The organism is Pseudoalteromonas sp. S4492, from assembly GCF_005886115.1.
Taxonomy (GTDB): Bacteria; Pseudomonadota; Gammaproteobacteria; order Enterobacterales; family Alteromonadaceae; genus Pseudoalteromonas; species Pseudoalteromonas gelatinilytica.
Map to the genome: position 1 here is coordinate 1 of NZ_PNCP01000001.1, position 26592 is coordinate 26592.

Consider the following 26592-nt stretch of genomic DNA (forward strand, 5'->3'; position numbering starts at 1 on the left):
TGCTAACAGCATAGTGTTGGTGTTGGTTTTGGATTCGTGAAGGGGGCTCCCTACCAAATCGTCTTTTTTCGGCGTTAAAACGCCTCCTACAACTCGTATCTCGGACCTCGAAACTCGTACCTTTACCCTTTCTAACTCGCTAACTTTTCAATCTGATAGCTGACGGCTGAAAGCTGATAGCTCTTTAAATTTCACGCCGACGGGATGTAAAATCGTGATTTGGAGGGGACAGAAACAAAAAAGCCTCGCGATTGCGAGGCTTTGAATTAATGGTGCCCAGAGGCGGAATCGAACCACCGACACGAGGATTTTCAATCCTCTGCTCTACCGACTGAGCTATCTGGGCAATATTTAGTTTTATGCAGAATATCAACAAGGATTTTCAATGCAATTCCCGATGGCTCTATCGACTGAGCTATCTGGGCATAACAATTAGCTAAATGCTAACTATTAAATAAATGGTGCCGACTATCCGAGTTGAACGGATGACCTACTGATTACAAGTCAGTTGCTCTACCAACTGAGCTAAGTCGGCACACTAAACCTGTGTGCGTTTAGCACTTAATCACATTGTGATTATAAATAATGGTGCCCAGAGGCGGAATCGAACCACCGACACGAGGATTTTCAATCCTCTGCTCTACCGACTGAGCTATCTGGGCAAAAATTTAGTTTTATGCAGAATATCAACAAGGATTTTCAATGCAATTCCCGATGGCTCTACCGACTGAGCTATCTGGGCAAGTTCCTGACAGCAATTTGCTATCGAGGATAGAAATGGTGCCGACTATCCGAGTTGAACGGATGACCTACTGATTACAAGTCAGTTGCTCTACCAACTGAGCTAAGTCGGCACACTAAAATCGTGTGCGTTGTGCACTATAATCACTTTAAAAGAGATTATCAAATAATGGTGCCCAGAGGCGGAATCGAACCACCGACACGAGGATTTTCAATCCTCTGCTCTACCGACTGAGCTATCTGGGCAATATTTAGTTTTATGCAGAATATCCATAAGGATTTTCAATGCAATTCCCGATTGCTCTACCGACTGAGCTATCTGGGCATTTCAAACTTTCGTTTAAAAATAAATGGTGCCGACTATCCGAGTTGAACGGATGACCTACTGATTACAAGTCAGTTGCTCTACCAACTGAGCTAAGTCGGCACACTAAATCTGTGTGCTATGCACGATATTGATGTTTAAATCATAAATTAAACACCAATATATTAAATAATGGTGCCCAGAGGCGGAATCGAACCACCGACACGAGGATTTTCAATCCTCTGCTCTACCGACTGAGCTATCTGGGCAATATTAAATTTTTATGCAGAATATCCACAAGGATTTTCAATGCAATTCCCAATGGCTCTATCGACTGGAGCTATCTGGGCAAATTTTAAACGCATTTATGAGCAACAAATTTGGTTGTCGCTGTCTGGGCGTGCGGCGTATTAAACGGGTTTTGCCCTCTCAAGTCAACTTTTTTTTGAGGATTCTAACTGTTTGCACAGTTTTCAATCAAGATTACTGTTTTTAATAGTTTTTAGCTTATTTAATCTACAAATTTTGTACTTTTTGGTTGACCCTCATCATAAAAGAGTTACCTATGTTAAAAACGTGGTGAATTTTTCTTCATAGATGGTAGGATTGTCTAATAATCAAGAATATGCTTACTGTTGCTGTATAATTTGTTGGACTAAAGCCATGCCAAGTAAATCGAATTCACCTGTAAAAGGCCTATTACCGCTTTTTATAATCACGAATCTTGTCATCACCCTACTTGCGGTTGTTGCTTATTCTTTTTATCCAACGAGTGAATCGTCTCAACAGGTTAGCAAACCAACCATCACAACACAGCAATTATCGAATCAGCTTTCCGCACCTCTAATTAGTGCGTTAACTATGCCTGGCCAAGACAAAGTAAAAGAAGTGCTCGATTTAAGTCAGCTACTTAATGATGGCTTTGATTACTATTTATATCGCTATGAATTTAACGGCGATGTATCACTTGTATACGCCAGTAATAAAGAGCTAATTGAAGCCAGTAAAGTTAATCAAAAACTAGAGCAAAACACCCTTATTCATACGGTGTTAGAGTTTAATGATCAACCTGTTGGTGAACTAATCATTAAACAACACCCGATTGTAGAGCCCATTGCGCAGTCTGCAGGTCTTGCATATGGTTTAGCCGCATTGACTTTAGTCGCACTGGCTATTTTGTCTTTTGCGTTAAGTATTCTTATTAATAAACGTTTTACGAAAAGCAGTGAGTCATTAAGCACAGAACTGATGGCTATCACTGACAATGCTGACTACCAAGCTCAAGTGACCGAAGGCCTAGATTTTGGTTTGGACTCAGTAGCAAAAAATATCAACTTGCTGCTAAATAAAGTGCAATCAGCCATAACAGAAAACAAAGCGGCACAAGCCGATTTGCAAGCATTACAAAGTGGCTTAGAGACCGAAGTACAAAATAGAACGTTGGCACTTGAGCAAGCAACTTTAAAAGCAGAACAAGCAAACGAAACCAAAACAACTTTCTTGGCAACCATGAGCCATGAAATTCGTACCCCAATGAATGGTGTTATTGGCACAATAGATTTACTTCGCCAAACAGAGCTTGATGGGGCGCAACATAGATTAAGTACAATTATTCGCGACTCTGCATTTTCGTTATTAGGGATATTAGATGACATTCTTGATTTCTCGAAAATCGAAGCGGGTAAACTGAATATTGATAATATTCCTTTTTCAGTATCAGACACCATTGAAGAAGTCGCTCGTGTTTTATCATCGGTGGCCAAAAAGCGTGACCTTGAACTTGAGTTGGCTATTGCCCCGGATATTCCGACCAATTTGATTGGTGATACGGTGCGTGTTCGCCAAGTACTTTATAACCTATGTAGTAATGCAATTAAGTTCACCAGTACCGACGAAAAACACAAAGGCCATGTGAAAATCTCGGTAGAGGTAGCCCAAAACACCACTGATCACTATACCCTTCGTTTTAGCGTATTAGATAACGGTAAAGGTATGACCCAAGCGCAGCTTCGCGAAATCTTTAACCCGTTTATTCAAGCTGAGGGCTCAATTACCCGCGAATACGGTGGGACGGGTTTAGGCTTATCAATTTGTAAGAGCTTAACAGAGCTAATGCTAGGAACGATTTCTGTTACCAGTGATTTAGGTATCGGCAGTGAGTTTGTTGTTGAACTCCCATTTAGTACTCAAGGCAAAGTTGAGTACGCACACAAACAAGTAATGAAAGACCAACGCGTTGTTGTTGTAACCAACCATGATGGTCGTAAAAAACTACTTACCCGCTATTTATCATTTATGGGTGCTACGCCTGTCATTGCAGACAGCAGTGATAAAATCGAAGCTGAACAAGATAAAAAAGATATTATTTGGATCCTCGATGGTATTGAAACCATGGAAGATATTAACTATATCTTACGCCGCTTACTCTACACCCTAGAAGATAATAAACAGCAAGTTATTGTGTTAAGTAAACTCGACGAAGCCGCTGTAAATCATAAAAATATCTTTTACTTAAACGCTGCACCGCTATGTAAATCTAACTTTATGATGTCGTTACTTGTGGCAGCAGGTTTACATAAACCAAAACAAATTGCTTCTGCTAAGTCGTTTAACGACTACCTGAGTGTTGATAAAGCCCGCGAAGAAAACAAACTTGTATTGCTTGTCGAAGATAACGTATTAAACCAGCAAGTGTTGACCGATCAGCTTCATCTGTTGGGTTATGGCGTCGAAATGGCTGAAAATGGTGAAAAAGGCCTCGAAGCATGGCGAGAAGGCAGGCACTCAATTATTCTAACTGACTTACACATGCCGAAAATGTCAGGCTACGATATGGTTGAAAAGATTCGTCATGAAGCATCGCAACTTGAAGATATCAATGCTCAACCATATGTGATTGCTATCACCGCCAATGCCCTTAAAGGGGAAAAAGAGCGCTGTTTAAACATAGGTATGAACGATTACATTACCAAACCTGTAGAACTAAATGTGCTGGAAGCAACGTTACATAAATGTGCGTACAAAACAAATCCAGAGGCTACCAAGCTCGAAGTTAAAAGACCCGCAGCCCCTATTGATATGACAATGCTGGCTAACTATGTAAACAATGATGAAGCTAAGAAACTACGCTTTTTCAAAATGTACTTAGAGCAAAGCAATCAACTGAGCAAAGAAGTTAACAGCGGTGTTATTGAACAAGACTTAGAGGCCATTAAATCTGCCTGTCATCAGCTCAAATCTATCTCAAAAACGATTGGGGCGATGAAAGTAGCAGAGCTTGCTGCTGAGTTTGAAGGGCGTTGTAAAGATAAAGAACAACCACCTACAAGTGATGAATTAATTGCGCTAAGAGACAGCTACGAAATTGAATACTCTAAAGTGGCACAGTACTTAAAAGAGCAAATTCAAAAAGCCGAACAAGAAACAACAAATTAAAAAAGGGCCAATTGGCCCTTTTTACATTTAATATCTTGGTTTATTTTTCTGGTGGACGGTAGCCTTCGATTTCTACCTCTTTACCTTCAAATAAGAAACCCACCATTTGCTCTTCTAAAAAAGCTCGGTGCTCTGGGTCCATCATGTTTAGGTGCTTTTCGTTGATCAACATCGTTTGCTTATGTTGCCATTGGCCCCATGCTTCTTTACTGATGTTGTTGAAAATTTTTTCACCAAGCTCACCTGGGTATAGTTGGAAGCCTAAGCCTTCAGCTTCTTTTTGTAACTTTTGACAAAATACTGTGCGTGCCATAATTGCTCTCTACTCTTATTGCGTGATGCTATTGTAATCTATTGCGCTTAATTGTTTAACCAGCTTTTTCGTTGGCGCTGCAAGACCCACCTCAATAGACTCATCAAGTGGATACCAAACCAGTTGTCGCTCATTAATGAGATCTGGAATACTCGGCAATGTTAAAACATGGGGGTTGATAGTCAGCTCAAAATGCGAGAACACATGAGTAAAGGCCTCGAGTGCCAGCGTATTGCTAGGTAAGCCATGCTGGGCTAAAAATGATTCGAGCTCAGTTAACTCGCTAAACTCAAAAAAGCCAAATAAACCACCCCATATCCCTGAGCTTGGGCGCTTTTCCATAAGTACTTTATTATCGCAAGCAAGAATAAGCTGATGACATGACTTTTTCGGCACAGCCTTTTTCGGCTTTGAATGCGGAAACTCTTTCACTTTACCTTCATTATAAGCAAGGCACTTGCTATTTAATGGACAAGGCTCACAGTCAAATTTACTGCGTGAACAAAGGCTTGCACCTAAATCCATCATTGCCTGATTAAACTCAGTGACCGACTCTTTAGGCGTTAATTGCGATGATAATGACCAAAGCTGATTTTCGACCTTTTTCACCCCATACCAGCCTTCAACCATAAAAAAACGTGCTAAAACACGTTTAACATTACCGTCTAAAATTGGATGGTGTTGGCCAAGCGATAAGGACAAGATAGCCCCTGCCGTTGAACGACCAATACCCGGCAAGTCCATCACTTCTTCAAGCGTAGTTGGAAACTCACCTTGGTATTTATCACGGACTATTTTTGCCGTTTTATGTAAGTTACGCGCCCGAGCGTAGTAGCCAAGGCCAGTCCAGTGATGCAATACCTGATCTTCATCCGCATTGGCGAGCGCAATAATGTCAGGAAAGCTTTGCATAAACTTTTCGAAGTAAGGAATAACAGTAACGACTTGAGTCTGCTGTAGCATGACTTCAGAGATCCATACCTTATAAGGGGTTTTATTTAACTGCCATGGCAGCGTTTTACGGCCGTGAAGGTGATACCAGTCAACAACTTGGTTCGCAAACCAGGTTGACTCCTTATTACTTAAATTCAAAATAACATCTTTACTTACTGAAGCTCATTGCGGCCAAGTCTATTGCAGTTAGTTAGGCCAAGCAAGTCGAACGGGCCTTGCCATGCCCAAATAGCCAACGCACTGGCGCACAATTAAGCTAGAAAGATAACCCCTACTATTGTACTCAAGGCGCTGGTCAGGGATAATACGCAACCTTTTTCTATAGTCAGTGTTTTTTATCAGGCCAAATTATATGAGTGACTCAAGTAACCCAAACCTCGAGCAAGCAAAGCTAGAGGGTAAATATATCCGCACTATTCGTAGTTTCGTTAAGCGCGAAGGTCGCCTAACAAAAGGGCAAGCAGCTGCCATCGAAAAGTGTTGGCCGACAATGGGCCTTGAGCACAAAAATGGCTTGCTCGACCTAGCACAAGTGTTTGGTAACGATAACGATATCGTACTAGAAATCGGCTTTGGTATGGGTAAGTCGCTAGTTGAAATGGCTAAAAACGCACCTGAACTTAACTTTATTGGTATTGAAGTTCATCGCCCAGGTGTAGGTGCTTGTTTAATGGACGCCGATGAAGCTGGTATTACTAACCTACGTGTGTTTGAGCACGATGCTATTGAAGTACTTGCTGACTGTATTGCTGATGAAAGCTTATCTAAATTGCAATTATTCTTCCCTGATCCATGGCATAAAAAGCGTCACCACAAGCGTCGTATTGTGCAGCCTGAGTTTGCACAAAAATTACGTAGCAAATTAAAAATTGGCGGTGTTTTCCATATGGCGACTGACTGGGAAAACTATGCAGAGCATATGCTAGAAGTAATGCAAGTTGCTGAAGGTTACCAAAACCAGTCAGAAACTAACGATTACGTTCCTCGCCCAGATTCACGTCCATTGACGAAATTTGAGCAACGCGGTCACCGTTTAGGTCACGGCGTGTGGGATTTAATGTTTGAGCGTACAAAGTAAGATAAGGTAAAAGCAGCATGAGTAAGTTAACCAACCCAAGTTTATTATTACTTCGAAATGAAGACGAACTTGTTGGAAAATCAATTTTAGTGGTTAACTTTGAGCAAGATGGCTTTTTACGTGAACTTAAAACGCTAAACCCTGACGCAAACATTACTGCGTTCAGTTATAACCACGCAAATGCCATGTATGCTAGCAAAGTTGCTGGCGTACATGCTGTGGTTGATCACACCATTCCCCATGGTAACTACGATTTAGTAATCTACTATTATCCAAAAGCTAAGCCTGAAGCACTGATGTGCCTTGATAACATTCGTGCTGTTTGTCATCAAGATGCGCAACTTTTTGTGGTAGGTGAAAATAAAAGTGGTGTTAAATCAGCTGAGAAACAACTAAAAGACCACTGTGGCTTTAGTAACAAAATCGATAGTGCCAAGCACTGTATTTTGTATTTATTCTCTGAACTTACACTCAATAATAGCTTTGCTATCAGCCGCTACCACAAACAATTCCAAGTGAAAGCCGGTGATATTGAATTTACTGCTATCAGTGTACCAGGCGTATTTAACCATGGTGCGCTTGATGTGGGCACTGCAGTACTACTCAATAATGCGCCGAGGATTAGCCAGGGTAAAGTGCTCGACTTTGCATGTGGTGCAGGCATTATTGCTACTTACTTGGGTTTAAAAGCACCTGAACTTGAATTTGTGTGTAGCGATGTAAGTGCCCTTGCAACTTACGCCACTGAGCAAACCCTTGCGCTCAATAACCTTAAAGGCGAAGCGGTATTAAGTGATGGTTTAGCAGATATTAGTGGTAAGTTTGATTTAATTATCAGTAACCCACCGTTCCATACAGGGATTGCCACAGATTACACCATTGCCGAAGCATTTCTTAGCTCAGCAAAACAGCATTTAAGTAAGCAAGGCAAGTTAACCATAGTCGCAAATAGCTTCTTGAAATACCCACCCATTTTAGAAGCGCAATTTGGTCAGTACAGCACCGACTTTAAAAACACTAAATTTGCCGTTTACTCAGCTAAGTAAAAGCTGAGTAAATAGCTTATTCGTTGCAAAAATATTTTTTAAAATATTTAGTTACTTTTTAATGTCTTTGCTAGACTAAACTCTTACTAATAACAAAAATTCTGGCCTACTATAGCGCATGTCAATATTCTCGACACAAACAAGTATTCGTAAAGCGTTGACTAACGCGGTAATGCTAGTCACTGCGTTGTGCTTGTCTTTGTCTATTTCTATATCGACTTACCTAGATGTAAAAGAGCAAAAAGCGCTGATTGTCGATAAAATCTCTATCCTATCGAAAATAATCGCCTACAACGCCCAAATTACCGTGTTGTTTGACGATAACGAAACCGAATCTGAGCGCTTAAAGTCATTCGAATCTGTGCCGCTTATTAAAAACATCCACATCTATTCAATCGATGAATTATCAAATGAGCCGGTGTTTTTTAGCAGCTTTAATGCCAATAGAACCCCGCCTGTGCCTATCAAAGTCAGCAGTATTGATAATTTATTAGAGCCACGCTTTAAAGATAAAGATATTGAGCTTATCACCCCGATTGTTTACGAAGGCAACACCATTGGTTATGTGTATGTTCGCGGTGGCTTAGACAGACTCAATCAATATATTAATCGTAAAATTATCATCGATATTTTACTTACCCTTTTCGTTTTAGTATTGGTGTACTTTGTTGCTCGACGTATTCAAAAACGTATTGCAAACCCTATTGATGAATTAAGTAACTTGCTGCAAGACGTGTCGAAAAACCATAACTATGAAACCCGCGCGCAAAAAACCAATATCGATGAAATAAACCAGCTTGCAAGCAGCTTAAACATCATGCTTGCGCGTACCCAAAATCAGATTCAGCGTCACGAAAAAGACAAACAAGAAATTAAACAGCTCAACCAAAGCCTTGAAGAAAAAGTAAACCAGCGCACTATCGCCTTACGGGAAGCAAACCAAGAGCTACTTAATACCCTTGAGCGAATGCACCAATACCAAAACCAAATCGTCGAGAACGAAAAGATGGCATCATTAGGCCAAATGGTTGCCGGTGTTGCTCATGAGGTTAACACGCCTATTGGGCTTGGAATTACTGGCTCAACACTGTTACGTGACAAGCTGGCAGAAATACACGCACAATTTGAACAAAAGACCTTAACATCGACGCACTTAAAACGCTTTATAACGGATGGTATCGAAAACCTCGACCTAATCTATCGCAATCTTAATCGCGCCGCAGAGCTGGTATCTAGCTTTAAGAAAGTAGCCGTTAATCAAGATGTCGAGATCTCCACCAAAATCAACTTACATAACTTATTAAGTGATGTAGTGATGTCGATGCGCTCAGAAATTCAATACCGTAATCCTAAGGTCACGATTAACTGCAACAATGATGTCAGTATTGAAACCAAATCTGGACCGTTACAACAAGTGTTACAGCAGCTGTTAAGTAACTCTGTGATCCACGCATTTAGCGATGATCAAGATAACGAAATCACCTTCAATGTTGAGCGCAACGAAAGCAGTTTAATCATTCACTACTTCGATAACGGCAGTGGTGTAGACAAATCGATCCGCAAACGAATTTTCGATCCATTCGTGACCACCAAACGGGGTGAAGGAGGCAGTGGTTTGGGCATGCACCTCGTTTATAACTTAGTGACCCAAGCACTTGGCGGTAGCATCATATTTGATGAGCTGGCTCAACAAGGCGCACATTTTATTATTACTCTGCCATTGCAAGAAGGTGCAGCGTAATGAGATTTGTATGTTGTATCTTATTAGCCTTACTTGTCGTTTGCCCTGCATTTGCCAAATCACCAGACCAAGTTAAGTCGGCGTTTTTATATCAAATAGCGAAGTTCACAAAGTTTAATGATCAACTGGATCCACCTGCTATTACGTTTTGTTTTTATGATCTAGAAAAAGGTCCAGGCGCCTTCCTTAAAGATAGAAATGAACTGCAAATTAACAAAAAACCTATTCACGTTAAATTAGTGAAAAAAACCCAGCAAATTTCTGAACTTTCTCAAGTTTGTGATATCACATACATTGATGAAACATTAGAAAATGATATACTTCCACTTTGGACCGATACAATTTCATTGGATACTTTAACAATAGGTGAAAGTATCAGCTTTTTAGAAAATGGCGGTATAGCCTCACTGGTTCAAGAAGGAAATAAAATCCGACTGTATATCAATAAGCAGCACGTATTGCAGCATAACTTTAAAGTGCAATCTCGATTGTTAGCTATGGCTAAGTTTTATCCAAATTGATTTTACTTGTTAACAATTGGATCTAATCCTATAATCTCTAGTATTCGGTTTTGCTTGATAATACCGAATTTTTGTAAATAAAATTTCCGAAAAGGTTAATATACAATGCAAACGCCAGTCATTCTGATCGTAGAGGATGAAGACGTAACTCGACTAAACCTCGTTAGTTTATTTGAAGCTGAAGGTTACAAAGTTATTGAAGCCATTGATGGCGATGATATGCATGACAAGCTTACAAATAATGATGATGTGAACCTTGTAGTTATGGACATCAATCTACCAGGTAAAAACGGGCTAATCTTAGCACGTGAATTACGTCAAAAACGTAACGTTGGTTTAATATTCTTAACAGGTCGTGACAACGACGTTGATCGCATTTTAGGTCTTGAAATTGGTGCTGATGATTACATCACTAAACCATTCAACCCTCGCGAGTTAACTATTCGTGCTCGTAACCTTATTTCGCGCACAGCCCTTGGTGGCGAAGAAGCGAATATCGAAACAAATGGTGTTATTACATTTAACGGTTGGGAACTTGATGAAAACAGCCGTTGTTTAACATCTCCAAGTGGCGACGCTAAACGTTTACCTAAAGGTGAATACCGTGCGCTACGCTTAATGCTTGACTCACCGGGCCGTATTTTCAGCCGTGAGCAATTAATCAAGCACATGACTGGCCGTGAGCTTCGCGCTAACGACCGTACTGTAGACGTAACAATTCGTCGTATCAGAAAACATTTTGAAAGCGATAACAGCACATCTGAGCTGATCAGCACCATCCATGGTGAAGGCTACCGCTTCATTGGTAAAATCGACAGCTAATTAGAATTAATCTTCTAACTGCTGTAAGAATAATTGGAGGGCGTCACGCCCTTCATTTATTTTCACTGCTAATTCATCAAGCCACTGCTGTAACTCTTCACTACTTTCTTCAAGCGCGCCGTGTTCCATCTTCTTAGCATGTAATTGCACATCGTTTAAACCTACAGAGCCAGCTGCACCTTTTAATTTGTGTGCCACCGATTTGTACTCTTCTCTATCATCTGCCGCTAAGGCATCTGCAAGCTCAGTTTGATACTGAGGGTTTAACTTGCTAAATAACTCACAACTACGATTAAAGATCACCAGCCCCATTGAGCCTACAAAATCTTCGATAGTTTCAATATCAAGTAACTCAACACGAATACCCGATAAATCTTTTTCAGCTACCGCTTTTATTGGCTCTGGCTGACAGTTTTTCTGCTGTTTAATATCGAATAGCTCGCCGAGCATTTTATCGAGTTTAGTGGTGTTGATAGGCTTAGCGAGTGCACCTTGAATATTAATACCTGCAAGCTCTTCTTCGGCACTACGCACGTTGGCAGTCAAAGCAACGATTGGCAGGTTATCAAAATGCTCATCGTCACGAATTTGACGAGCCACTTCATCACCATTGATATCAGGTAACTGCATATCAAGCAGAACAAGGTCTAAGTCATCTTCTGTGTAGACAAACGACAGCGCATCTTCACCGGTTTCAGCCCAAATAACTTCGTGGCCACGCTGCTCAAGTAAGTTAGTTGCAATTTCGGCATTTAGCGGTACATCTTCAACTAAAAGAATGTTTAAGCTGCGCACTGCATAATTTTGCTCTGTTGGCGCAATACAAAGCTTAAGCGGTATTTCAACAACAAAAACACTGCCCTCACCTTCCGTACTACTGACATGGATTTCACCTTTCATTGCACTAACAAGCGCTTTTGTTACCGCAAGGCCGATACCAGAGCCAATAGCATTGGTGCCGTTGATATCTGGCGCTTTGTAGTACATGTCAAAGATACGATGCAACTGCTCTTGTGGAATACCTTGGCCCGTGTCACTAACACGCATCACTAACCATGGACCATCAGGACGATTCTCACGACGACACTCAAGTTCTACATGACCTTGCTGAGTGAACTTAACGGCATTGTTAATCAGGTTCCAAACAACCTGACGTAAACGAGTCGGATCAAGGGACGCATACACATCTAGCGCACCCTTACGTTTAATATTGAACTCTAGTCCCTTTTGTTCAGCAATTAAGCCAGCGAAGTTCACCACATCATTAATGAAGTCGGCCACATTGACTGAGTCAGCAACAATATCGAGTTGCTCACGGTCAATTTTATCCAAGTCGATAATATCGTTAAAAATATTGCCAAGGGTTTCGGCGCTTGAAAATACCGTGTTACACCAGCTTCGTTGTTGTTTATCAAGTTCTGTATCAAGTAGCATACGAGTTAAACCCACAATACCGTTAAGCGGTGTTCTTAATTCGTGGCTCAAGGTTGCAATGAACTTACCTTTATCTTTATATGCTGCTTCAAGGGCTTGAGCCGCCTCTTTACGACTGGTGATATCACGGCCAAAGGCAAGCAAACCAATGTACTCACCTTTTTCATTAATGAAGGGTAGCTTACGCATTTCAAACCAGCGTTTTTCACCATCAACGGGGTATTCAACGTCGAGCGTCAAGGCTTGATGGGTTTGAGATACTTTTTTATCGGTACGCAGCACTTCAGGCAAATAATCGCTTGGGTAGATGTCTTCAACACTCTTGCCAATTAGCTCATCACTGGTTTTTCCGATCACTTGTTCAAACATTTTATTACAGCCAGCAAACACGCCGTTGTTATCGCGGTAATAGAATAAATCGGGAGACGAGTCGACAATAGAGCGCAATAACATGCCCTGTTGTGCAAGCTCTTGTTGGGTTTTCTTACGCTCGGCGATTTCGCGTCTAAGCTCTTCAATCGCTCTATGCTTGGCATGAAACGCCATTTTACGCTCATCAATCTCTTCGTTTAAGCGACTGATATTGTCTTTTAGTGTTTGGTTAAGCAGTTTTTCTTGTTTGGTTGCGCTATCTAAATAGCTGTAAGAGGCTTCTAACTGACGAATCGAATTTAGCAGCACAGTAATTAAAATCGGTGATACTACTGCGGTAAAAAACATCACCGCCAAAACATCAACTAAAGTCACCGTACCAACCGCGACATAATAAAACATGCACGATAAGATCAGCGACATAACCAATAATAAGGCGTAACAGGCAGCGGCAGTTTTAAACTCACCGTATTTAGAAATAAAGCTTGAGAGTGTGCGAGCCCACGGACTCAAAGAAGAATCAATCATATATTAAAGCTTAGGCACATAATCGAAAAAAAACAGCATAGCTAATTTTATCACTATTCCTTTAGAAATATTCATATTGTGCGATAAACATAGAATTTTTTCATCAACGCCGCTTTTTTATATTTTTTCATGTAAAATACCGCGCTTTAATAATTGCAAAGAATGAGTATTACCATGCAAACCACAATGCCAGATATTGCTGATACGGCTCCCGCCTTACGAACAGGTAAATTAGACTGGGTTGGCATGGGCGAAATTGAACTTCCTTTCATTTTTGAATCTCGCAATATTGCCCCTGTAAATGTGATTGCCAAAGCACGCGCTTTTGTGAACTTACATAAAGAAGACGCGAAAGGCATTCATATGTCGCGTTTGTTTTTAGCGCTGGATACTTTATCAACCGAGCAGCAAGTGAATCCGCAAACACTTGCGCAAGCACTTGATGCCTTTATTAGTAGCCATGATGATTTAAGTGACCAAGCGCAAATTGAATTTAAATTTGAGCTGCCATTACGTCGTAAATCATTATTAAGCGGCAAAGTAGGCTGGAAAAACTACCCTATTCATCTTATCGCTAAAATCAATCAAGGCGTTTTAAGCTTTGAACTGATGGTTGATGTAACCTACTCATCAACATGCCCATGCTCAGCGGCCCTAGCTCGTCAGTTAATTCAAAATGCATTCAGTGAAAAATTTGCAGAGAAAAATGTTGATAAGCAAACTGTTCTAGAATGGCTAGGCACAACGGATGGGATTGTTGCTACACCACATTCACAGCGTTCAATTGCAAACGTGAAAGTAAAACTAGACAGCCAAATTGACAGTTTTGATGTGGTTGGCTTAATTGATGCTTTAGAAGCTGAGCTAAAGACGCCTGTTCAAGCGGCAGTTAAACGTGAAGATGAGCAAGAGTTTGCCCGCTTAAATGGTCAAAACCTCATGTTCTGTGAAGATGCTGCGCGTAAAATTAAAGGCTTACTTGAAGAGCAAAACTACGCAGATTACTGGCTGCAAATAAACCACTACGAATCACTTCATGCCCATGATGCCGTGGCAATCGCTGTTAAAGGTATCGCAGGCGGATACACAGCTTAAAAATTTCGGGTAACTCCACACTTAGGCACGCTAATTGCTATTTATTTTCAGTGTCAATTTGTTGTTGTGGAGTTACCGTATGGAATTCGCTTTATTATCAATTTTAGTTTTAGTCGTAGTAGCCTCTGTTGTTGCGTCAAAGTTTACCGATGAAGGCGGAAACCCTTACCCTTTCACTCGTAAGCAAAGTGTTTTTACGCAAGTGGAGAGTGCATTTTTACATCTTCTTGAACGTGCTGTTGGCGATCAATATAAAATTGTTAGCCGCGTTAAACTCATTGATTTAATTGACTGTAAGCAAGGCTTATCTGTTAAAGCTAAGCGCGCAGCAATGGCAAAAGCCAAAAATAAACAGCTCGACTATGTACTCATCGACAAAGACAAACTAACCATTGTTGCTGCTGTTGATTTAGTAAATAACACCAACCGCGACGGTCACAAGGCTCAGCGTGATTGGTTTGTCAGTGGTGCATTAGAAGCTGCTGGTATTCCGCATATTCGTATGAAAGTGAAATCTGGCTATCAACCAAGAGAAGTGCGTGATGCAATCATGTTTAAACTTGGTAAACCTGCAGCAGCACCAATTAGACCTTCGCGTAACCGCGTAACAAAACCAGCGGTATTATCACCATCTCAAGCAAAAGCACACTCAACGGCGCTTGCTGAAATATAGCCCGTCATAAATTTGGCAAAAGCAGACTTTAAGGTCTGCTTTTTTGTTTGTTTTAGACATTTTTAGGTATAATCACCCTATTCAACCTAAGGAATCAAATATTATGCACGTTGGTATTATTGGCGCGATGGAGCCAGAAGTAAAAATCTTACGCGAAGCGATGGCAAACCCAAGCATCATGACTAAAGCTGGTTTTACATTTTACACGGGTGAATTAGCAGGTAACAAAGTTACTTTAGTTCAATCTGGTATTGGTAAAGTAGCCTCTGCTGTTGCAACTACACTGCTAATCGATAACTTCAGCCCTGATTGTGTGATCAACACAGGTTCTGCAGGTGGTTTTGAGCCATCATTAAATGTGGGCGATGTCGTTATTTCTTCAGAAGTACGCCACCATGACGTAGACGTTACTGCATTCGGTTACGAAATCGGCCAAGTACCACAAATGCCAGCTGGCTTTGCTGCACACCCTAAACTGATTGAAGCAGCAGAGCAAAGTGTTAGCCAAATCAGTGATGTTAAAACCATGATTGGCCTTATTTGTACAGGTGATTCATTCATGTGTGACCCAGTACGAATTGAAAAAACACGCGCTGAATTCCCAACTATGCTTGCAGTAGAAATGGAAGGCGCAGCAATTGCACAGGCTTGTCACGTGCTAGAAACACCATTTGTTGTTATTCGTTCAATGTCTGACATTGCTGGCAAAGAGTCGCCGCAATCATTTGAAGAGTATATCGAAACTGCATCTATCAACTCATCTAAAATGGTTGTTGCTCTTTTAGAGAAACTGACGTCGGTGAGTTTATAAGGTGATTGCAAATATTGTTCAAAACCATTTGGACATTATTGTATTTTTTGTAGCGCTCTTTGCTGAGCGCTTTTTTCCTTTGGTAAGTTGGTATCATCCGAATACCTTTTTAAGCGTTATTTTCTCTGCCCTCGGCGAGCGTTTATACAGCCCCGCGAACCCCAAAAGTTATCAATATTTAGCCTCAACACTGGCTTTTAGCTTCACTGTTTTAGTTATAGTCACCTTGGTTGTACTGTTTTTAGAGTTTGCCTTTTACCCCGAGTTATTAAATGGCTTAATTTTATATTTGTTACTCAGTAGCCGCGCTCAAGAGAAGAAATCGTTACGTATTGCAAGGTTACTTAAGCTCAATCAAAAAGCCACCGCCAGAGAGCTAGTAGCGAGCCTTGTTGCCCGTGATGTATCGCGTTTATCTGCCCCAGGCATTTGTAAAGCAACTATGGAATCGCTGGTGCTACAAAGTGCGCGGCATTATTTTGCCGTTATATTCTTTTATCTGCTTGGCGGCGCTATCCTTGCTTTGGTATATCGCTTACTCACATTAATGCATCAAGCATGGCGTAAGAATCGTAAGCCAAATAACCCGTTTTTAACGACCATTGCAAAGTTACTGTTTGTATTGGAGTGGGTACCCATTCGGTTAGTTGCATTAACTATTGCGGCAACCAATGCCAGCAAGCAGAGCATTCATTATATTAAGCACTATGGCAGACACTTTTATCAAACCAATACAGGGTGGCTGTTAAGTGTTACATCGGCTGCCTTGCAAGTGCAGTTAGGCGGCCCAGCCCTATACCAAGGTGAGCGCTTTAATAAAATGCGCGTCGGTACCGACCGCCTACCCAATGCCGATGATATTCCCGCTTTAGTGAATCGTTTAAATCAAGCGAAAGCATTTTGGTTACTGCTTATCATCGCCATTGAAGTCGCTACGCTGTTTATTAGCTGAGAAAAAGCACAAAAAAACCAGCCGCAGCTGGTTTTTTATACTAATTAACTTACTTAATTAAGCTAAGGTGATTTTAGCAAACTTACGTTTACCAACTTGGTAAATCTGTGTTGTGCCTTTAGCAACTTCAAGCTTAGTATCCGTTACTTTTTCTTCACCATTAATCTTTACAGCGCCTTGTTTAATCATACGCATAGCTTCTGATGTACTTGCTACAAGGTTAGCTTCTTTTAGTAAATTAGTGATGAACACAGTGTCTTCAGCAATAGTTACTGTTACTTCTGGGATCTCATCTGGCAATGCATTTTTTTGGAAACGCTTGATGAAATCTTGATGAGCACCTTCAGCAGCGTCTTCACTGTGGAAACGTGCAATCAGTTCTTTTGCTAATTCAATTTTAATGTCGCGCGGGTTTGCACCATCAGCAACACGTTGTTTAAGTGCAGCAATCTCTTCGATTGATAATGCACTTAATAAATCGTAGTAACGCCACATTAGCTCATCGCTGATAGACATAACTTTACCAAACATGTCGTTTGGCTCATCAGTAATACCAATGTAGTTACCTAATGACTTAGACATTTTTTGAACGCCGTCAGTACCTTCAAGCAGTGGCATCATGAGTACTGTTTGTGGCTTTTGGCCTTCGTCTTTTTGTAATTCACGACCCATTAATAGGTTAAAGCGTTGGTCTGTACCGCCAAGCTCAACATCAGCTTCTAATGCAACTGAGTCCCAACCTTGTACCAGTGGATATAAAAATTCGTGGATCGCAATTGATTGACCGCCGGCATAACGCTTTTTAAAGTCATCACGTTCTAGCATACGTGCTACTGTTTGACGCGCAGCCAGTTTAATCATACCTGCAGCACCTAAGTTCTCCATCCACGTAGAGTTGAATGCAACAGTCGTTTTTGCAGGATCAAGAATTTTAAATACTTGCTCTTTATATGTTTCAGCGTTAGCTAATACATCTTCACGAGTTAATGGCTTACGTGTAACGTTTTTACCCGTTGGATCACCAATCATACCGGTGAAATCACCGATTAAGAAAATCACTTCATGACCTAGGTCTTGGAAGGTCTTCATTTTGTTGATAAGAACTGTGTGGCCTAAATGCAGATCAGGCGCAGTTGGATCGAAACCCGCTTTGATCTTAAGTTTCTTACCAGACTTTAGCTTTTCGACTAATTCGTCTTCAATTAATATCTCTTCTGCACCGCGTTTTATCTCAGCTAGAGCGGTTTGTAAATCCACTGTGTATTACTCCAAAAATTCAGCTACCGGGGCGTGGTGGCCTGTCAGGGTTATAAATATAGAGCTAAAAACTTTAAAATTTAGCTAGTTAGCACCAAAAAGCGACACTAGAAAAAAGCCTAACTTAAATAGTTTAAGAAACAGCCCTGAAGGCAGCGCGCATGATTGTTCTTTATACCGCGTTATTGCAATTTAATGAAGGTACTTTAGTTAACTAATGTTGATTTAGTTTAAGCCAATGCATCTGTTGCAATTTTAACCAAAAAAGTTTAACGCGCAGGCCAATTCTAGCGTAAATTTACGCCAGTTTAAATCTACAAAACACTGGTATTTGCTCTATTTTAGGTATATCCTGCGATATTAGTATTTAAATTTCTTGACAGCAGAAAAGGCACGATATGGTTCACGTAGTGCACAAACTTCCCAAAAAACACAAACTGCTCATTCTCGGTTTGGTTTCTGCTATTGTCGGCTTGGCATTATTGCCTTCTGAAAAAGCCACCGCATCAAAGGATAACAGTGCAAACGCACTTGAAATTGGCAAACGCTACGAATTGCAAGTTAAAGTTGATGATAACGAAAAACTAACTGAGCTGAATTCGGAGCAAGCAGCAGCAAAACTTCCAGAATACGAGCTTATCGACCATGAAGTACGTAATGGCGATAATTTAGCACTTATCTTTAAACGTGCGGGTTTCTCAGCGCAAACATTACACAAACTAGTTAATACCAACGCTGAAACACGTAAGTTAACAAAAATTCACCCAGGCGAAATTTTAAGCTTTGCAACCGCTGAAGATGGCTCTTTAGCGCAGCTTCGTTATGTGATTTCAAAAACAGATACCTTATACGTTACCTTAAATGACGAAGGTAACTACGACACCTCTATCGATAGCAAAGAGATTGAAACACTGAGCAAATCTGCCGGTGGTGAGATCACAAATAGCTTTTGGACTTCGGGTATTGCCGCAGGTTTAAGCGAGCGTCAAATTATGAATTTTGCTGACATCTTTGGTTGGGATGTCGACTTTGCTAATGACATTCGTAAAGGTGACCAATTTGGTCTTATTTACGAAGCTCACTATGTTGATGGTGAATACATTGGCGATGGTAAAATTATTGCCGCAGAGTTTATTAACCAGGGTGAGCGTTACACTGCTATTCGTCATACCGATGGTAATTTCTATACGCCTGAAGGCCGCAGCATGAAAAAAGCTTTCTTACGTGCGCCAGTTAACTTTAAGTATATTAGTTCGAGCTTTAACCCTCGCCGTTTGCACCCAGTTACTAAAACAGTAAAACCTCACAACGGTATCGATTACGCAGCGCGTACAGGTACGCCTGTTGTGTCATCGGGTAACGGTAAAGTAATTAAAGCAGGTTACAGCAAATACAATGGTAACTATGTATTTATTAGCCATGGCACTCAGTATGTGACTAAGTACTTACACTTAGATAAGAAAATGGTTAAAACTGGCCAGAAAGTAAAACAAGGTCAGAAGATTGGTACTGTTGGTGCGACAGGTCGCGTAACTGGCCCACACTTACACTATGAATTCTTAGTAAACGGTGTACACCGTAACCCGAAAACGGTCAAACTTCCTAAATCAGAGCCACTTCCGCGCGATGAATTAGCTAAGTTTAAACCGATTGCTGATAACTTCTTAGCGCAATTACAACGCAACCGCGAATTGCAATTAGCGTTAAATAAGTAAGCTTCTAATATCAAAAAAGCCGCTCCAGGAAACTGCAGCGGCTTTTTTAATATCTTTAATTTTACTACTTCCAAAGCAGTACATAGATAAGCTGTATAACTAACGAAATCATCACCAAGGGCCAAACATACTTGGCGTATTTAGTTGCTTTATCAAGCCCCGTTCTAGCGCTGTACTTTTCAAGCAGTGGCACCAAAATCACTAACGCCACAAACAAACACAGCAAAATCACAAATACATTCACTAGGCTTCCTTTCTTGTAAAATATTAAGGTTCACTATACCTAAATTGAAGGCAAAAAAAAGCGCAGTAAAATTACTGCGCCAGTCGGTTGGAAGTAAAACGACTTAGCCAACAATTGCTAACAGAATACCTGCTGCAACGGCACTTCCTAATACCCCTGCTACATTTGGTCCCATGGCATGCATCAACAAGAAGTTATGCGGGTTGCTCTCAAGGCCTACCTTATTAACCACCCGTGCGGCCATTGGTACCGCTGATACACCCGCTGCACCTACTAATGGGTTGATTGGCGATTTAGAGAATTTATTTAGGCCCTTCGCCATAAACACCCCTGATGCTGTTCCAATTGCAAAGGCCAGAGCACCTAATACCAAAATACCAATCGTTTCTACGGTTAAGAACTTATCTGCCGCAAGCTTTGAGCCTACCGCTAAGCCTAAGAAAATAGTGGTAATGTTGATGATTTCGTTTTGTGCACTATTGCTTAAACGATCAACCACGCCCGATTCACGCATCAAGTTACCTAAGCAGAACATACCGACCAGCGGTGTTGCTGCAGGTAAAAACAAGATGGTTAAACTAAGCACCATTAACGGAAAAACAATTTTCTCTTTTTTCGATACGGTACGAAGTTGCGGCATTTGAATTTCGCGCTCTTCTTGCGTTGTTAGTGCACGCATAATTGGCGGCTGAATAATTGGCACTAGCGCCATATAAGAATAAGCTGCTACAGCAATCGCCCCCAGTAAATCAGGTGCTAGCTTAGATGCTAAGAAAATAGCTGTTGGACCATCTGCCCCACCAATAATGGCAATTGCCGATGCGTCTTGTAGTGTAAATTCAAAGCCAGGAATATAGTTAAGCAGTATTGCACCAAATAAAGTTGCGAAAATACCAAATTGCGCAGCCGCACCTAACAGCAACATACGCGGATTAGCGATTAAGGCACTAAAGTCAGTCAGCGCCCCTACTCCCATAAAGATCAAAAGTGGGAATACCCCAGAGTCGATCCCAATATGGTACACGTAATACAAAAGGCCGCCCGGCTCAGATAACCCAGCTACTGGAATATTAGTTAAAATAGCTCCAAAACCAATCGGTAATAACAACAGTGGCTCAAAGTTACGGGCGATTGCTAAATAGAGCAGCAAGCAACCAACCGCAATCATGATCAATGCCGGAAAAGTAAAGTTAGCAATACCCGTGGCATGCCAGAGGTTTAAAACACCATCCATCCTCTGTCTCCTATGCCAGCGCGATTAGCGCATCGCCAGTGGCAACAGAGTCGCCCTCTGCCACTAATACTTCTGCAACTGTACCTGAGTGTGCGGCGCGAATTTCAGTTTCCATTTTCATCGCTTCCATAATGATAACCACATCACCTTCGTTAACGGTTTGACCTGGTTTCACTTTCACTTTGAAAATATTACCTGCCAACGGTGCATTGAGTGTTTCGCCCGCTGACGCTGACGCCGACTGAGGAATTAACTCACTGTCTTTTAGGGTTACTTCTTTAAGCTCACCACCTTGCGCTACGACGACATCGTAAACTTTACCATCAACTTTAACGCTGTACTGCTCTGCTTTTACAGGGCTTGAAGCAGCAGGAGTTGCTTCAGGTTTAGCAACTTCACCCGTTGGAATTGCTTCAAATGCATCTGGGTTGTTGCGGTTTTTAATAAATTTAAGGCCAATTTGTGGGAACAATGCATAAGTAAGTACATCATCAATCACATCATCAGCAAGCTCTAAGCCTTGCTCTATAGCTTCGCTTAATAACTCTGCTTCTAGCTTCTCAAGCTCAGGCTCTAGCTTATCAGCAGGGCGGCACGTAATTGCTTCAGCGCCCTCAAGTACTCGCTCTTGCAACTCTTTATTCATAGGCGCTGGTGTTGCACCATATTCACCTTTCAGCACACCCGCTGTTTCTTTTGTGATGGTTTTGTAACGCTCGCCAGTTAGTACATTTAGTACTGCTTGAGTACCGACAATCTGTGAGGTCGGTGTAACAAGTGGGATATAACCTAAATCTTCACGAACACGTGGGATCTCAAGTAACACTTGGTCAAGCTTATCAGCTGCACCTTGCTCTTTAAGCTGGTTTTCCATGTTAGTTAACATGCCGCCCGGTACTTGGGCTAATAAGATACGACCATCAACGCCTTTAAGGCTACCTTCAAAAGCGGCATACTTTTTACGAACATCACGGAAATAAGCAGCAATTTCTTCCAATTGGTTTAAATCAAGACCAGTATCTCGCTCTGTGCCTTCAACAATTGAAACTATGGTTTCTGTGGCGCTATGACCATAAGTCATACTCATTGACGAAATAGCTGTATCAAGCATATCGATACCCGCATCGATTGCTTTTTGGTATGTTGCAGTGCTTAAACCTGTGGTCGCATGGCATTGCATCGCAATAGGAATAGACACGGTTTCTTTTAAGCCTTTGATCAACTGCTCACAATCGTATGGCTTAAGTAAACCCGCCATATCTTTGATACAAATTGAATGGCAACCAAGATCTTCTAGTTGCTTAGCAAGTTTCAGCCACATATCAAGTGTATGCACTGGGCTTACTGTGTATGAAATTGTACCTTGAGCGTGTGCACCTACTTTTACCGCTGCTTTAATCGCGGTTTCAAGGTTACGTACATCGTTCATCGCATCGAAAATACGGAATACATCAACACCGTTTTTATGAGCTCGCTCAACAAACTTTTCGACTACATCATCAGCATAATGGCGGTAGCCTAAAAGGTTTTGCCCGCGCAGTAACATTTGCTGCTTAGTGTTTGGCATTGCAGCTTTTAGCTCGCGAATACGTTGCCAAGGATCTTCACCTAAATAACGGATACACGAGTCAAACGTTGCACCACCCCATGATTCAATAGACCAATAACCCGCATTATCGAGTTTTTCTGCCATGGGTAACATGTCGTCTAAGCGCATACGCGTTGCCAAAAGAGACTGGTGTGCGTCACGCAATACTAATTCGGTTAGTTTTAATTTAGCCATGTTTGAGCTGCCCCGTTATTTTTGTTTATTTCGAAATTGAGCAATTGCAGCGCTGATAGCTGCAATATGTGCCTGTGGCACACCCTGTTGAGGTTGAATTTTTGCTGTTCGCGTAGGTTCTGCAGTTGCAGGATCGTCGAATCGACCCACGACTTTCGACATTAAGATCACCGCAGAAATCAAAATGCTCAGAAAAACAAACACGCCAACCATGCCTGTCACCATCAAACTGGCCGCAGTGGTGAGTAATCCACCTATATCCATACGACTCCCCTCGCTTACTTATAATAAAAAGTCATTTTTGTTAAATAATTATGCACCAATGATAACAAAGAAAATCAATTTGCATAGCACTATTGTAAATTGGTAAAACCAATTAAATTTAAAATAACATGACACACATATAATTAACACCCCACTATTCACGCATTTAAAGCCCCGTTATAGATGATATAAATAGTCAATATAGCCAAGCGTTATATGCTGAACTATTAATTAATAGCAACAAAATGACTAAAAACCACACACAACAAGGCGTTAGAGCTAACCACACAAAACAAAGTTAAATTGGTCTTACCATTTTTAGTGCTTTCTTTCATTTTTCTCATGCAGCTCAATATGAAAAAATATCACTATGAATAAGTTACATGCTTACTCGTAAAAGTTACCAAATGATGAACCCTGCCAATTACAACAAAAACACATAAGCAACTGAAATTTAAGAAATAAACCTTCTGGCACAGAACTCGCTTTAGTTACATCGAACTTAAGAAAATTTAAATAGCCAAGGAGACCACTATGTTACGCTGGACAATTACTTTTTTAGTTATCGCGTTAATCGCAGCAGTGTTAGGTTTTGGCGGTATCGCAGGAGCCGCTGCAGGCATCGCTAAGATTATCTTTTTTATATTTTTAGTATTACTTGTTATTTCGCTGGTATCAGGAGCACTTAGAGGCAGTGTCCCTAAGTAGTTAAAAGCAGATAACCACTTACTTTATTTTAAATTTACAAGGAATTTCATTATGAAAAATTCAACTTTAAAAGCCGCAACTATCGCCCTATTTTCAGGTTTATTTATTATGGGTTGTGAAGACAACACCGCTGAAGAAGCTGGCGAACGTATTGACGAAGCAATTACTGATACACAAAATGCAGTTGAAGATGCATGTGAAGAAGTAAAAGAAGGTGTTAACGCAAAAGAAACTAACTGCTAATAACACACCTTAATTAAGAAAAGCGGCAAAGTGCCGCTTTTTTGTGTATGCGAGTTAGCGAGTTAGCGAGTTAGCGAGTTAGCGAGTTAGCGAGTTAGCGACTTTAGGCTGCAAGCTGCTTGTGTCAAGTAGCTTGCTAACTTTACCCTTTCCCCTAGAAACTCGCTAACTTGTTGGGTTTCGCTCCGCTCTACCCTACGTCACGTAGATTTAAGAAACATCGCGCGAAATAAATTTCACGCCTACGCGTGGTTAAACCGCTGCTACCTCAAGCTCGCTACCTTTACTCTTTCCCCTTGAAACTCGCTAACTTATTTGTTTTATCTGACGGCTGAAAGCTAATAGCTCCTCTCCCTAGAAACTCGTTAACTTGTTGGGTTTCGCTCCGCTCTAACCAACCTACCGGCTCTTTTTTAATCTGATAGCTGACGGCTGAAAGCTGATGGCTCATTTCCCTAGAAACTCGCTAACTTGTTGGGTTTCGCTCCGCTCTAACCTACGTTATTACTCACAAACCTTAGTGAGGGGCTCGTTTGTCGTTACACTCGCTATATGCCACTGGCCGTCATTAAAACTCACCTTAGCTACATCGCTAACGGCAAAATCACCGGGGACATTTAAGCGCGTTAAGTTACTCGCTAGCTGCTGCTGACAATATGGGCCGGTATCGCCATGCATCACGAGCACAGGCTTTGTGGTGTGCTTTGCGAAGTCGCTGATAGCATCACGGTACACTTTAAAGGCATCACAATCGCTGCGCTGTGATTCGCTGCAAGCGGGTTTACTGGTTGGATGGTAAATGTCAGCTTGAAAGCCAAACACATAGGCCTTAGCATCCTGATGAACAAGTGCTTGCTTTAACCAAGTTAAGTTGTACTTATCACGTTTGTCAGCGGCATCAAGTGCTGCGTTTTTGTCACTTTTTAAAATTTGCGAGCGGCCGTTAAAAGTGCCCGGTATATGCAAAGTACGAAATTCAATGTCATCAAACTGCCAACGAGCATTTTCTAGCATTTCAGCCTGTGTGGCATAACCCTGTAGTTGCTGTGCATTTTTTGTATAAGCATCGTCGAACATCAAGCCTTTAACAAAGCTTAGCCGTTCAAGCTCATCAAAACGCACCGATAGCTTTTCTCGATCGCAATCGGTCCATTCATTATCACCTGGGGTGTAAATAAAAGGCTCTGTAGTCAGCGATGTTAATAACGCTTTATTGGTTTGCAAAAGCTTATTGGTGCAAGCAAGTGCTCCCGATTTCATATCACCAAGGTGCATTAAAAAGCCATGGGGTGTTGCTGCGATTGCTTTAGTAATTTTTCCATCTTTGGCGAGATTAATTTCATCAATCGGGGTGTATGGCATATCGCCCATAACTAAAAAAGTATTTGTGGTCATTGCTAGTGCTAATGACATTGAACTAACAAACATACAACTTACACCTAAAAAATACAGATACCTTAAGCTCTCATAATGACAACTAAATGAAAACCAACTGCGGCAGTTTTTTTCTATCAATGTTAAACTGCTGCCAGTCGATTAAGTGAGTCCCCGAATGACATTAAGTACAACTTACACATTAGATAAACCGTATTATTACGAATGCTTTGATGAGTCTCTACCTTATTCATCACAAGCTAAGCCTAAATACCCGCTGTTGGTATTGTTAATAACCTTAGGCTTATTAGCTTTTTATCAATTAGAGAATCATTATCTGGGCAGCTTTATGATTATGCTTGCTGTCGTTGAGTGCTTATCGTTTTATTACAAGCGGCCATGGTGGGTCGCAAGACAAATGATGAGTCGAGCATCAGGTAGCGAAGTGACTATCGTGTTTGATGATGAAGGGGTGAAGGCCGAAAACCCGCATAAAAGTTACCAATTAAGCTGGCAACAGATTAGTGAGATTATTGAAACTGAGCGAGGTTTTATTTTAAAAGCGCAGCGCGGTATGCAATATATTTCTAAACAAGCGCTAAATGATGAAATTACAGCTGAACTAAATAAAAGAGCCACTCAGTGAGTGGCTCTTAAAAATATCTGTCGCTGATTAAACGTTGCCCGGATTTGGGTTAGATTTCTCTGCTTGGATTCGCATGTAGATTTCTTCACGATGTACTGATACATCTTTCGGTGCATTTACACCAATGCGAACTTGATTTCCTTTAACACCAAGAACAGTAACTGTTACTTCGTCACCGATCATAAGGGTTTCACCTACTCTACGAGTTAGTATTAGCATTCTATTGCTCCCATGTTCCAAAAAATTAAAAGATTCCGCGTCAAAAACATTCTAATGAAATCTAGACTTAAAAGTAAGTAAAAAC

The 26592-nt window shown here is 41.1% G+C and carries 24 protein-coding genes and 7 tRNA genes; 14 read left to right on the forward strand and 17 right to left on the reverse strand.

Translation table 11 applies throughout. The features are described 5' to 3' along the window. Positions 1 to 270: 270 nt before the first annotated feature. The 7 genes from CWC28_RS00005 to CWC28_RS00035 form a co-directional block, all read right to left on the reverse strand. Positions 271 to 346 (reverse strand) — tRNA-Phe (locus CWC28_RS00005). A gap of 113 nt (positions 347 to 459) precedes the next feature. Continuing rightward, positions 460 to 535: transfer RNA gene (locus tag CWC28_RS00010), tRNA-Thr, on the reverse strand. Positions 536 to 586: 51 nt separating this feature from the next. Beyond that, a tRNA-Phe gene (locus tag CWC28_RS00015) sits at positions 587 to 662 on the reverse strand. Positions 663 to 778: 116 nt separating this feature from the next. Continuing rightward, a tRNA-Thr gene (locus CWC28_RS00020) sits at positions 779 to 854 on the reverse strand. A 57-nt stretch (positions 855 to 911) separates the two neighbouring features. Then, a tRNA-Phe gene (locus tag CWC28_RS00025) sits at positions 912 to 987 on the reverse strand. Between the two features lie 105 nt (positions 988 to 1092). After that, positions 1093 to 1168, reverse strand: a tRNA-Thr gene (locus tag CWC28_RS00030). A gap of 70 nt (positions 1169 to 1238) precedes the next feature. Further along, positions 1239 to 1314, reverse strand: a tRNA-Phe gene (locus CWC28_RS00035). Between the two features lie 394 nt (positions 1315 to 1708). On the opposite strand from CWC28_RS00035, the gene CWC28_RS00040 reads away from it, so the two are divergent. Continuing rightward, a complete protein-coding gene (locus CWC28_RS00040) occupies positions 1709 to 4480 on the forward strand; it encodes a hybrid sensor histidine kinase/response regulator (protein WP_138624554.1) in 2772 nt (923 codons plus the stop codon). A gap of 40 nt (positions 4481 to 4520) precedes the next feature. Here CWC28_RS00040 and CWC28_RS00045 read toward each other — a convergent pair whose 3' ends face one another. Together CWC28_RS00045 and mutY are read right to left on the reverse strand one after the other, a co-directional pair. Next, positions 4521 to 4793: an oxidative damage protection protein gene (locus CWC28_RS00045; RefSeq protein WP_063703501.1), complete on the reverse strand. Its 273-nt coding sequence runs from the start codon at positions 4791 to 4793 to the stop codon at positions 4521 to 4523. Positions 4794 to 4808: 15 nt separating this feature from the next. Next, positions 4809 to 5885 (reverse strand): A/G-specific adenine glycosylase, encoded by a 1077-nt coding sequence (gene mutY / locus CWC28_RS00050; protein ID WP_502704926.1) that lies wholly within the window; start codon positions 5883 to 5885, stop codon positions 4809 to 4811. 214 nt (positions 5886 to 6099) lie between these two features. On the opposite strand from mutY, the gene trmB reads away from it, so the two are divergent. The 5 genes from trmB to arcA all read left to right on the forward strand — a co-directional run bounded on the left by trmB (position 6100) and on the right by arcA (position 10955). Beyond that, positions 6100 to 6825, forward strand: coding sequence for a tRNA (guanosine(46)-N7)-methyltransferase TrmB (gene trmB, locus CWC28_RS00055; protein ID WP_063703496.1), 726 nt, complete (start codon positions 6100 to 6102; stop codon positions 6823 to 6825). A 17-nt stretch (positions 6826 to 6842) separates the two neighbouring features. Beyond that, the gene (locus CWC28_RS00060; RefSeq protein WP_138624556.1) at positions 6843 to 7871 is read left to right on the forward strand and encodes a methyltransferase; all 1029 of its coding nucleotides are present in this window, start codon (positions 6843 to 6845) and stop codon (positions 7869 to 7871) included. Between the two features lie 118 nt (positions 7872 to 7989). Then, on the forward strand, positions 7990 to 9612 hold the full coding sequence (locus CWC28_RS00065) for an ATP-binding protein (protein WP_063703491.1): 1623 nt from the start codon (positions 7990 to 7992) through the stop codon (positions 9610 to 9612). Further along, positions 9612 to 10133, forward strand: a complete 522-nt coding sequence (locus tag CWC28_RS00070; protein WP_119852302.1) for a YfiR family protein — start codon at positions 9612 to 9614, stop codon at positions 10131 to 10133. Before CWC28_RS00065 ends, CWC28_RS00070 begins: the two co-directional genes overlap by 1 nt. Before the next feature lie 105 nt (positions 10134 to 10238). Continuing rightward, positions 10239 to 10955 (forward strand): two-component system response regulator ArcA, encoded by a 717-nt coding sequence (gene arcA / locus CWC28_RS00075; protein WP_054551295.1) that lies wholly within the window; start codon positions 10239 to 10241, stop codon positions 10953 to 10955. 6 nt (positions 10956 to 10961) lie between these two features. Here the strand turns inward: arcA and arcB are convergent, their stop codons facing one another. After that, the gene (gene arcB, locus CWC28_RS00080) at positions 10962 to 13289 is read right to left on the reverse strand and encodes an aerobic respiration two-component sensor histidine kinase ArcB (protein WP_138624557.1); all 2328 of its coding nucleotides are present in this window, start codon (positions 13287 to 13289) and stop codon (positions 10962 to 10964) included. Positions 13290 to 13463: 174 nt separating this feature from the next. Here arcB and folE2 point away from each other — a divergent pair, with 174 nt between their 5' ends. The 4 genes from folE2 to CWC28_RS00100 all read left to right on the forward strand — a co-directional run bounded on the left by folE2 (position 13464) and on the right by CWC28_RS00100 (position 16820). Further along, positions 13464 to 14384, forward strand: coding sequence for a GTP cyclohydrolase FolE2 (gene folE2 / locus CWC28_RS00085; RefSeq protein WP_138624558.1), 921 nt, complete (start codon positions 13464 to 13466; stop codon positions 14382 to 14384). 79 nt (positions 14385 to 14463) lie between these two features. Beyond that, entirely contained in the window at positions 14464 to 15057 is a 594-nt protein-coding gene (locus tag CWC28_RS00090; RefSeq protein ID WP_138624559.1) for a DUF2726 domain-containing protein, read from the forward strand. Positions 15058 to 15160: 103 nt separating this feature from the next. Next, on the forward strand, positions 15161 to 15868 hold the full coding sequence (mtnN, locus tag CWC28_RS00095) for a 5'-methylthioadenosine/S-adenosylhomocysteine nucleosidase (protein WP_063703481.1): 708 nt from the start codon (positions 15161 to 15163) through the stop codon (positions 15866 to 15868). A 1-nt stretch (position 15869) separates the two neighbouring features. Continuing rightward, positions 15870 to 16820: a cobalamin biosynthesis protein CobD/CbiB gene (locus CWC28_RS00100; protein WP_138624560.1), complete on the forward strand. Its 951-nt coding sequence runs from the start codon at positions 15870 to 15872 to the stop codon at positions 16818 to 16820. Positions 16821 to 16877: 57 nt separating this feature from the next. Here the strand turns inward: CWC28_RS00100 and tyrS are convergent, their stop codons facing one another. After that, positions 16878 to 18077, reverse strand: coding sequence for a tyrosine--tRNA ligase (gene tyrS / locus CWC28_RS00105; protein ID WP_063703477.1), 1200 nt, complete (start codon positions 18075 to 18077; stop codon positions 16878 to 16880). A gap of 398 nt (positions 18078 to 18475) precedes the next feature. Here tyrS and CWC28_RS00110 point away from each other — a divergent pair, with 398 nt between their 5' ends. Then, entirely contained in the window at positions 18476 to 19792 is a 1317-nt protein-coding gene (locus CWC28_RS00110) for a peptidoglycan DD-metalloendopeptidase family protein (protein WP_063703475.1), read from the forward strand. Positions 19793 to 19856: 64 nt separating this feature from the next. On the opposite strand, the gene CWC28_RS00115 is transcribed toward CWC28_RS00110, so the two are convergent. The 4 genes from CWC28_RS00115 to CWC28_RS00130 all read right to left on the reverse strand — a co-directional run bounded on the left by CWC28_RS00115 (position 19857) and on the right by CWC28_RS00130 (position 23317). Further along, a complete protein-coding gene (locus CWC28_RS00115; protein WP_063703473.1) occupies positions 19857 to 20036 on the reverse strand; it encodes a hypothetical protein in 180 nt (59 codons plus the stop codon). A 103-nt stretch (positions 20037 to 20139) separates the two neighbouring features. After that, a complete protein-coding gene (locus CWC28_RS00120) occupies positions 20140 to 21270 on the reverse strand; it encodes a sodium ion-translocating decarboxylase subunit beta (RefSeq protein ID WP_138624561.1) in 1131 nt (376 codons plus the stop codon). A gap of 10 nt (positions 21271 to 21280) precedes the next feature. Continuing rightward, on the reverse strand, positions 21281 to 23053 hold the full coding sequence (oadA, locus tag CWC28_RS00125; protein WP_138624562.1) for a sodium-extruding oxaloacetate decarboxylase subunit alpha: 1773 nt from the start codon (positions 23051 to 23053) through the stop codon (positions 21281 to 21283). Positions 23054 to 23068: 15 nt separating this feature from the next. After that, complete coding sequence (locus CWC28_RS00130; RefSeq protein ID WP_063703466.1) at positions 23069 to 23317, reverse strand: OadG family protein; 249 nt, start codon at positions 23315 to 23317, stop codon at positions 23069 to 23071. A gap of 534 nt (positions 23318 to 23851) precedes the next feature. Between CWC28_RS00130 and CWC28_RS00135 the strand changes: the two genes are divergently transcribed. Both CWC28_RS00135 and CWC28_RS00140 read left to right on the forward strand, forming a co-directional pair. Then, the gene (locus tag CWC28_RS00135; RefSeq protein WP_064971747.1) at positions 23852 to 24025 is read left to right on the forward strand and encodes a DUF1328 domain-containing protein; all 174 of its coding nucleotides are present in this window, start codon (positions 23852 to 23854) and stop codon (positions 24023 to 24025) included. 51 nt (positions 24026 to 24076) lie between these two features. Beyond that, positions 24077 to 24268: a hypothetical protein gene (locus CWC28_RS00140; RefSeq protein ID WP_063703464.1), complete on the forward strand. Its 192-nt coding sequence runs from the start codon at positions 24077 to 24079 to the stop codon at positions 24266 to 24268. Between the two features lie 504 nt (positions 24269 to 24772). On the opposite strand, the gene CWC28_RS00145 is transcribed toward CWC28_RS00140, so the two are convergent. After that, positions 24773 to 25696, reverse strand: a complete 924-nt coding sequence (locus CWC28_RS00145) for a hypothetical protein (protein WP_063703462.1) — start codon at positions 25694 to 25696, stop codon at positions 24773 to 24775. 124 nt (positions 25697 to 25820) lie between these two features. Between CWC28_RS00145 and CWC28_RS00150 the strand changes: the two genes are divergently transcribed. Next, positions 25821 to 26288 (forward strand): YcxB family protein, encoded by a 468-nt coding sequence (locus CWC28_RS00150; RefSeq protein ID WP_063703460.1) that lies wholly within the window; start codon positions 25821 to 25823, stop codon positions 26286 to 26288. A 27-nt stretch (positions 26289 to 26315) separates the two neighbouring features. Here the strand turns inward: CWC28_RS00150 and csrA are convergent, their stop codons facing one another. Further along, entirely contained in the window at positions 26316 to 26507 is a 192-nt protein-coding gene (gene csrA / locus CWC28_RS00155) for a carbon storage regulator CsrA (protein ID WP_036970495.1), read from the reverse strand. Between the last annotated feature and the right edge of the window lie 85 nt (positions 26508 to 26592).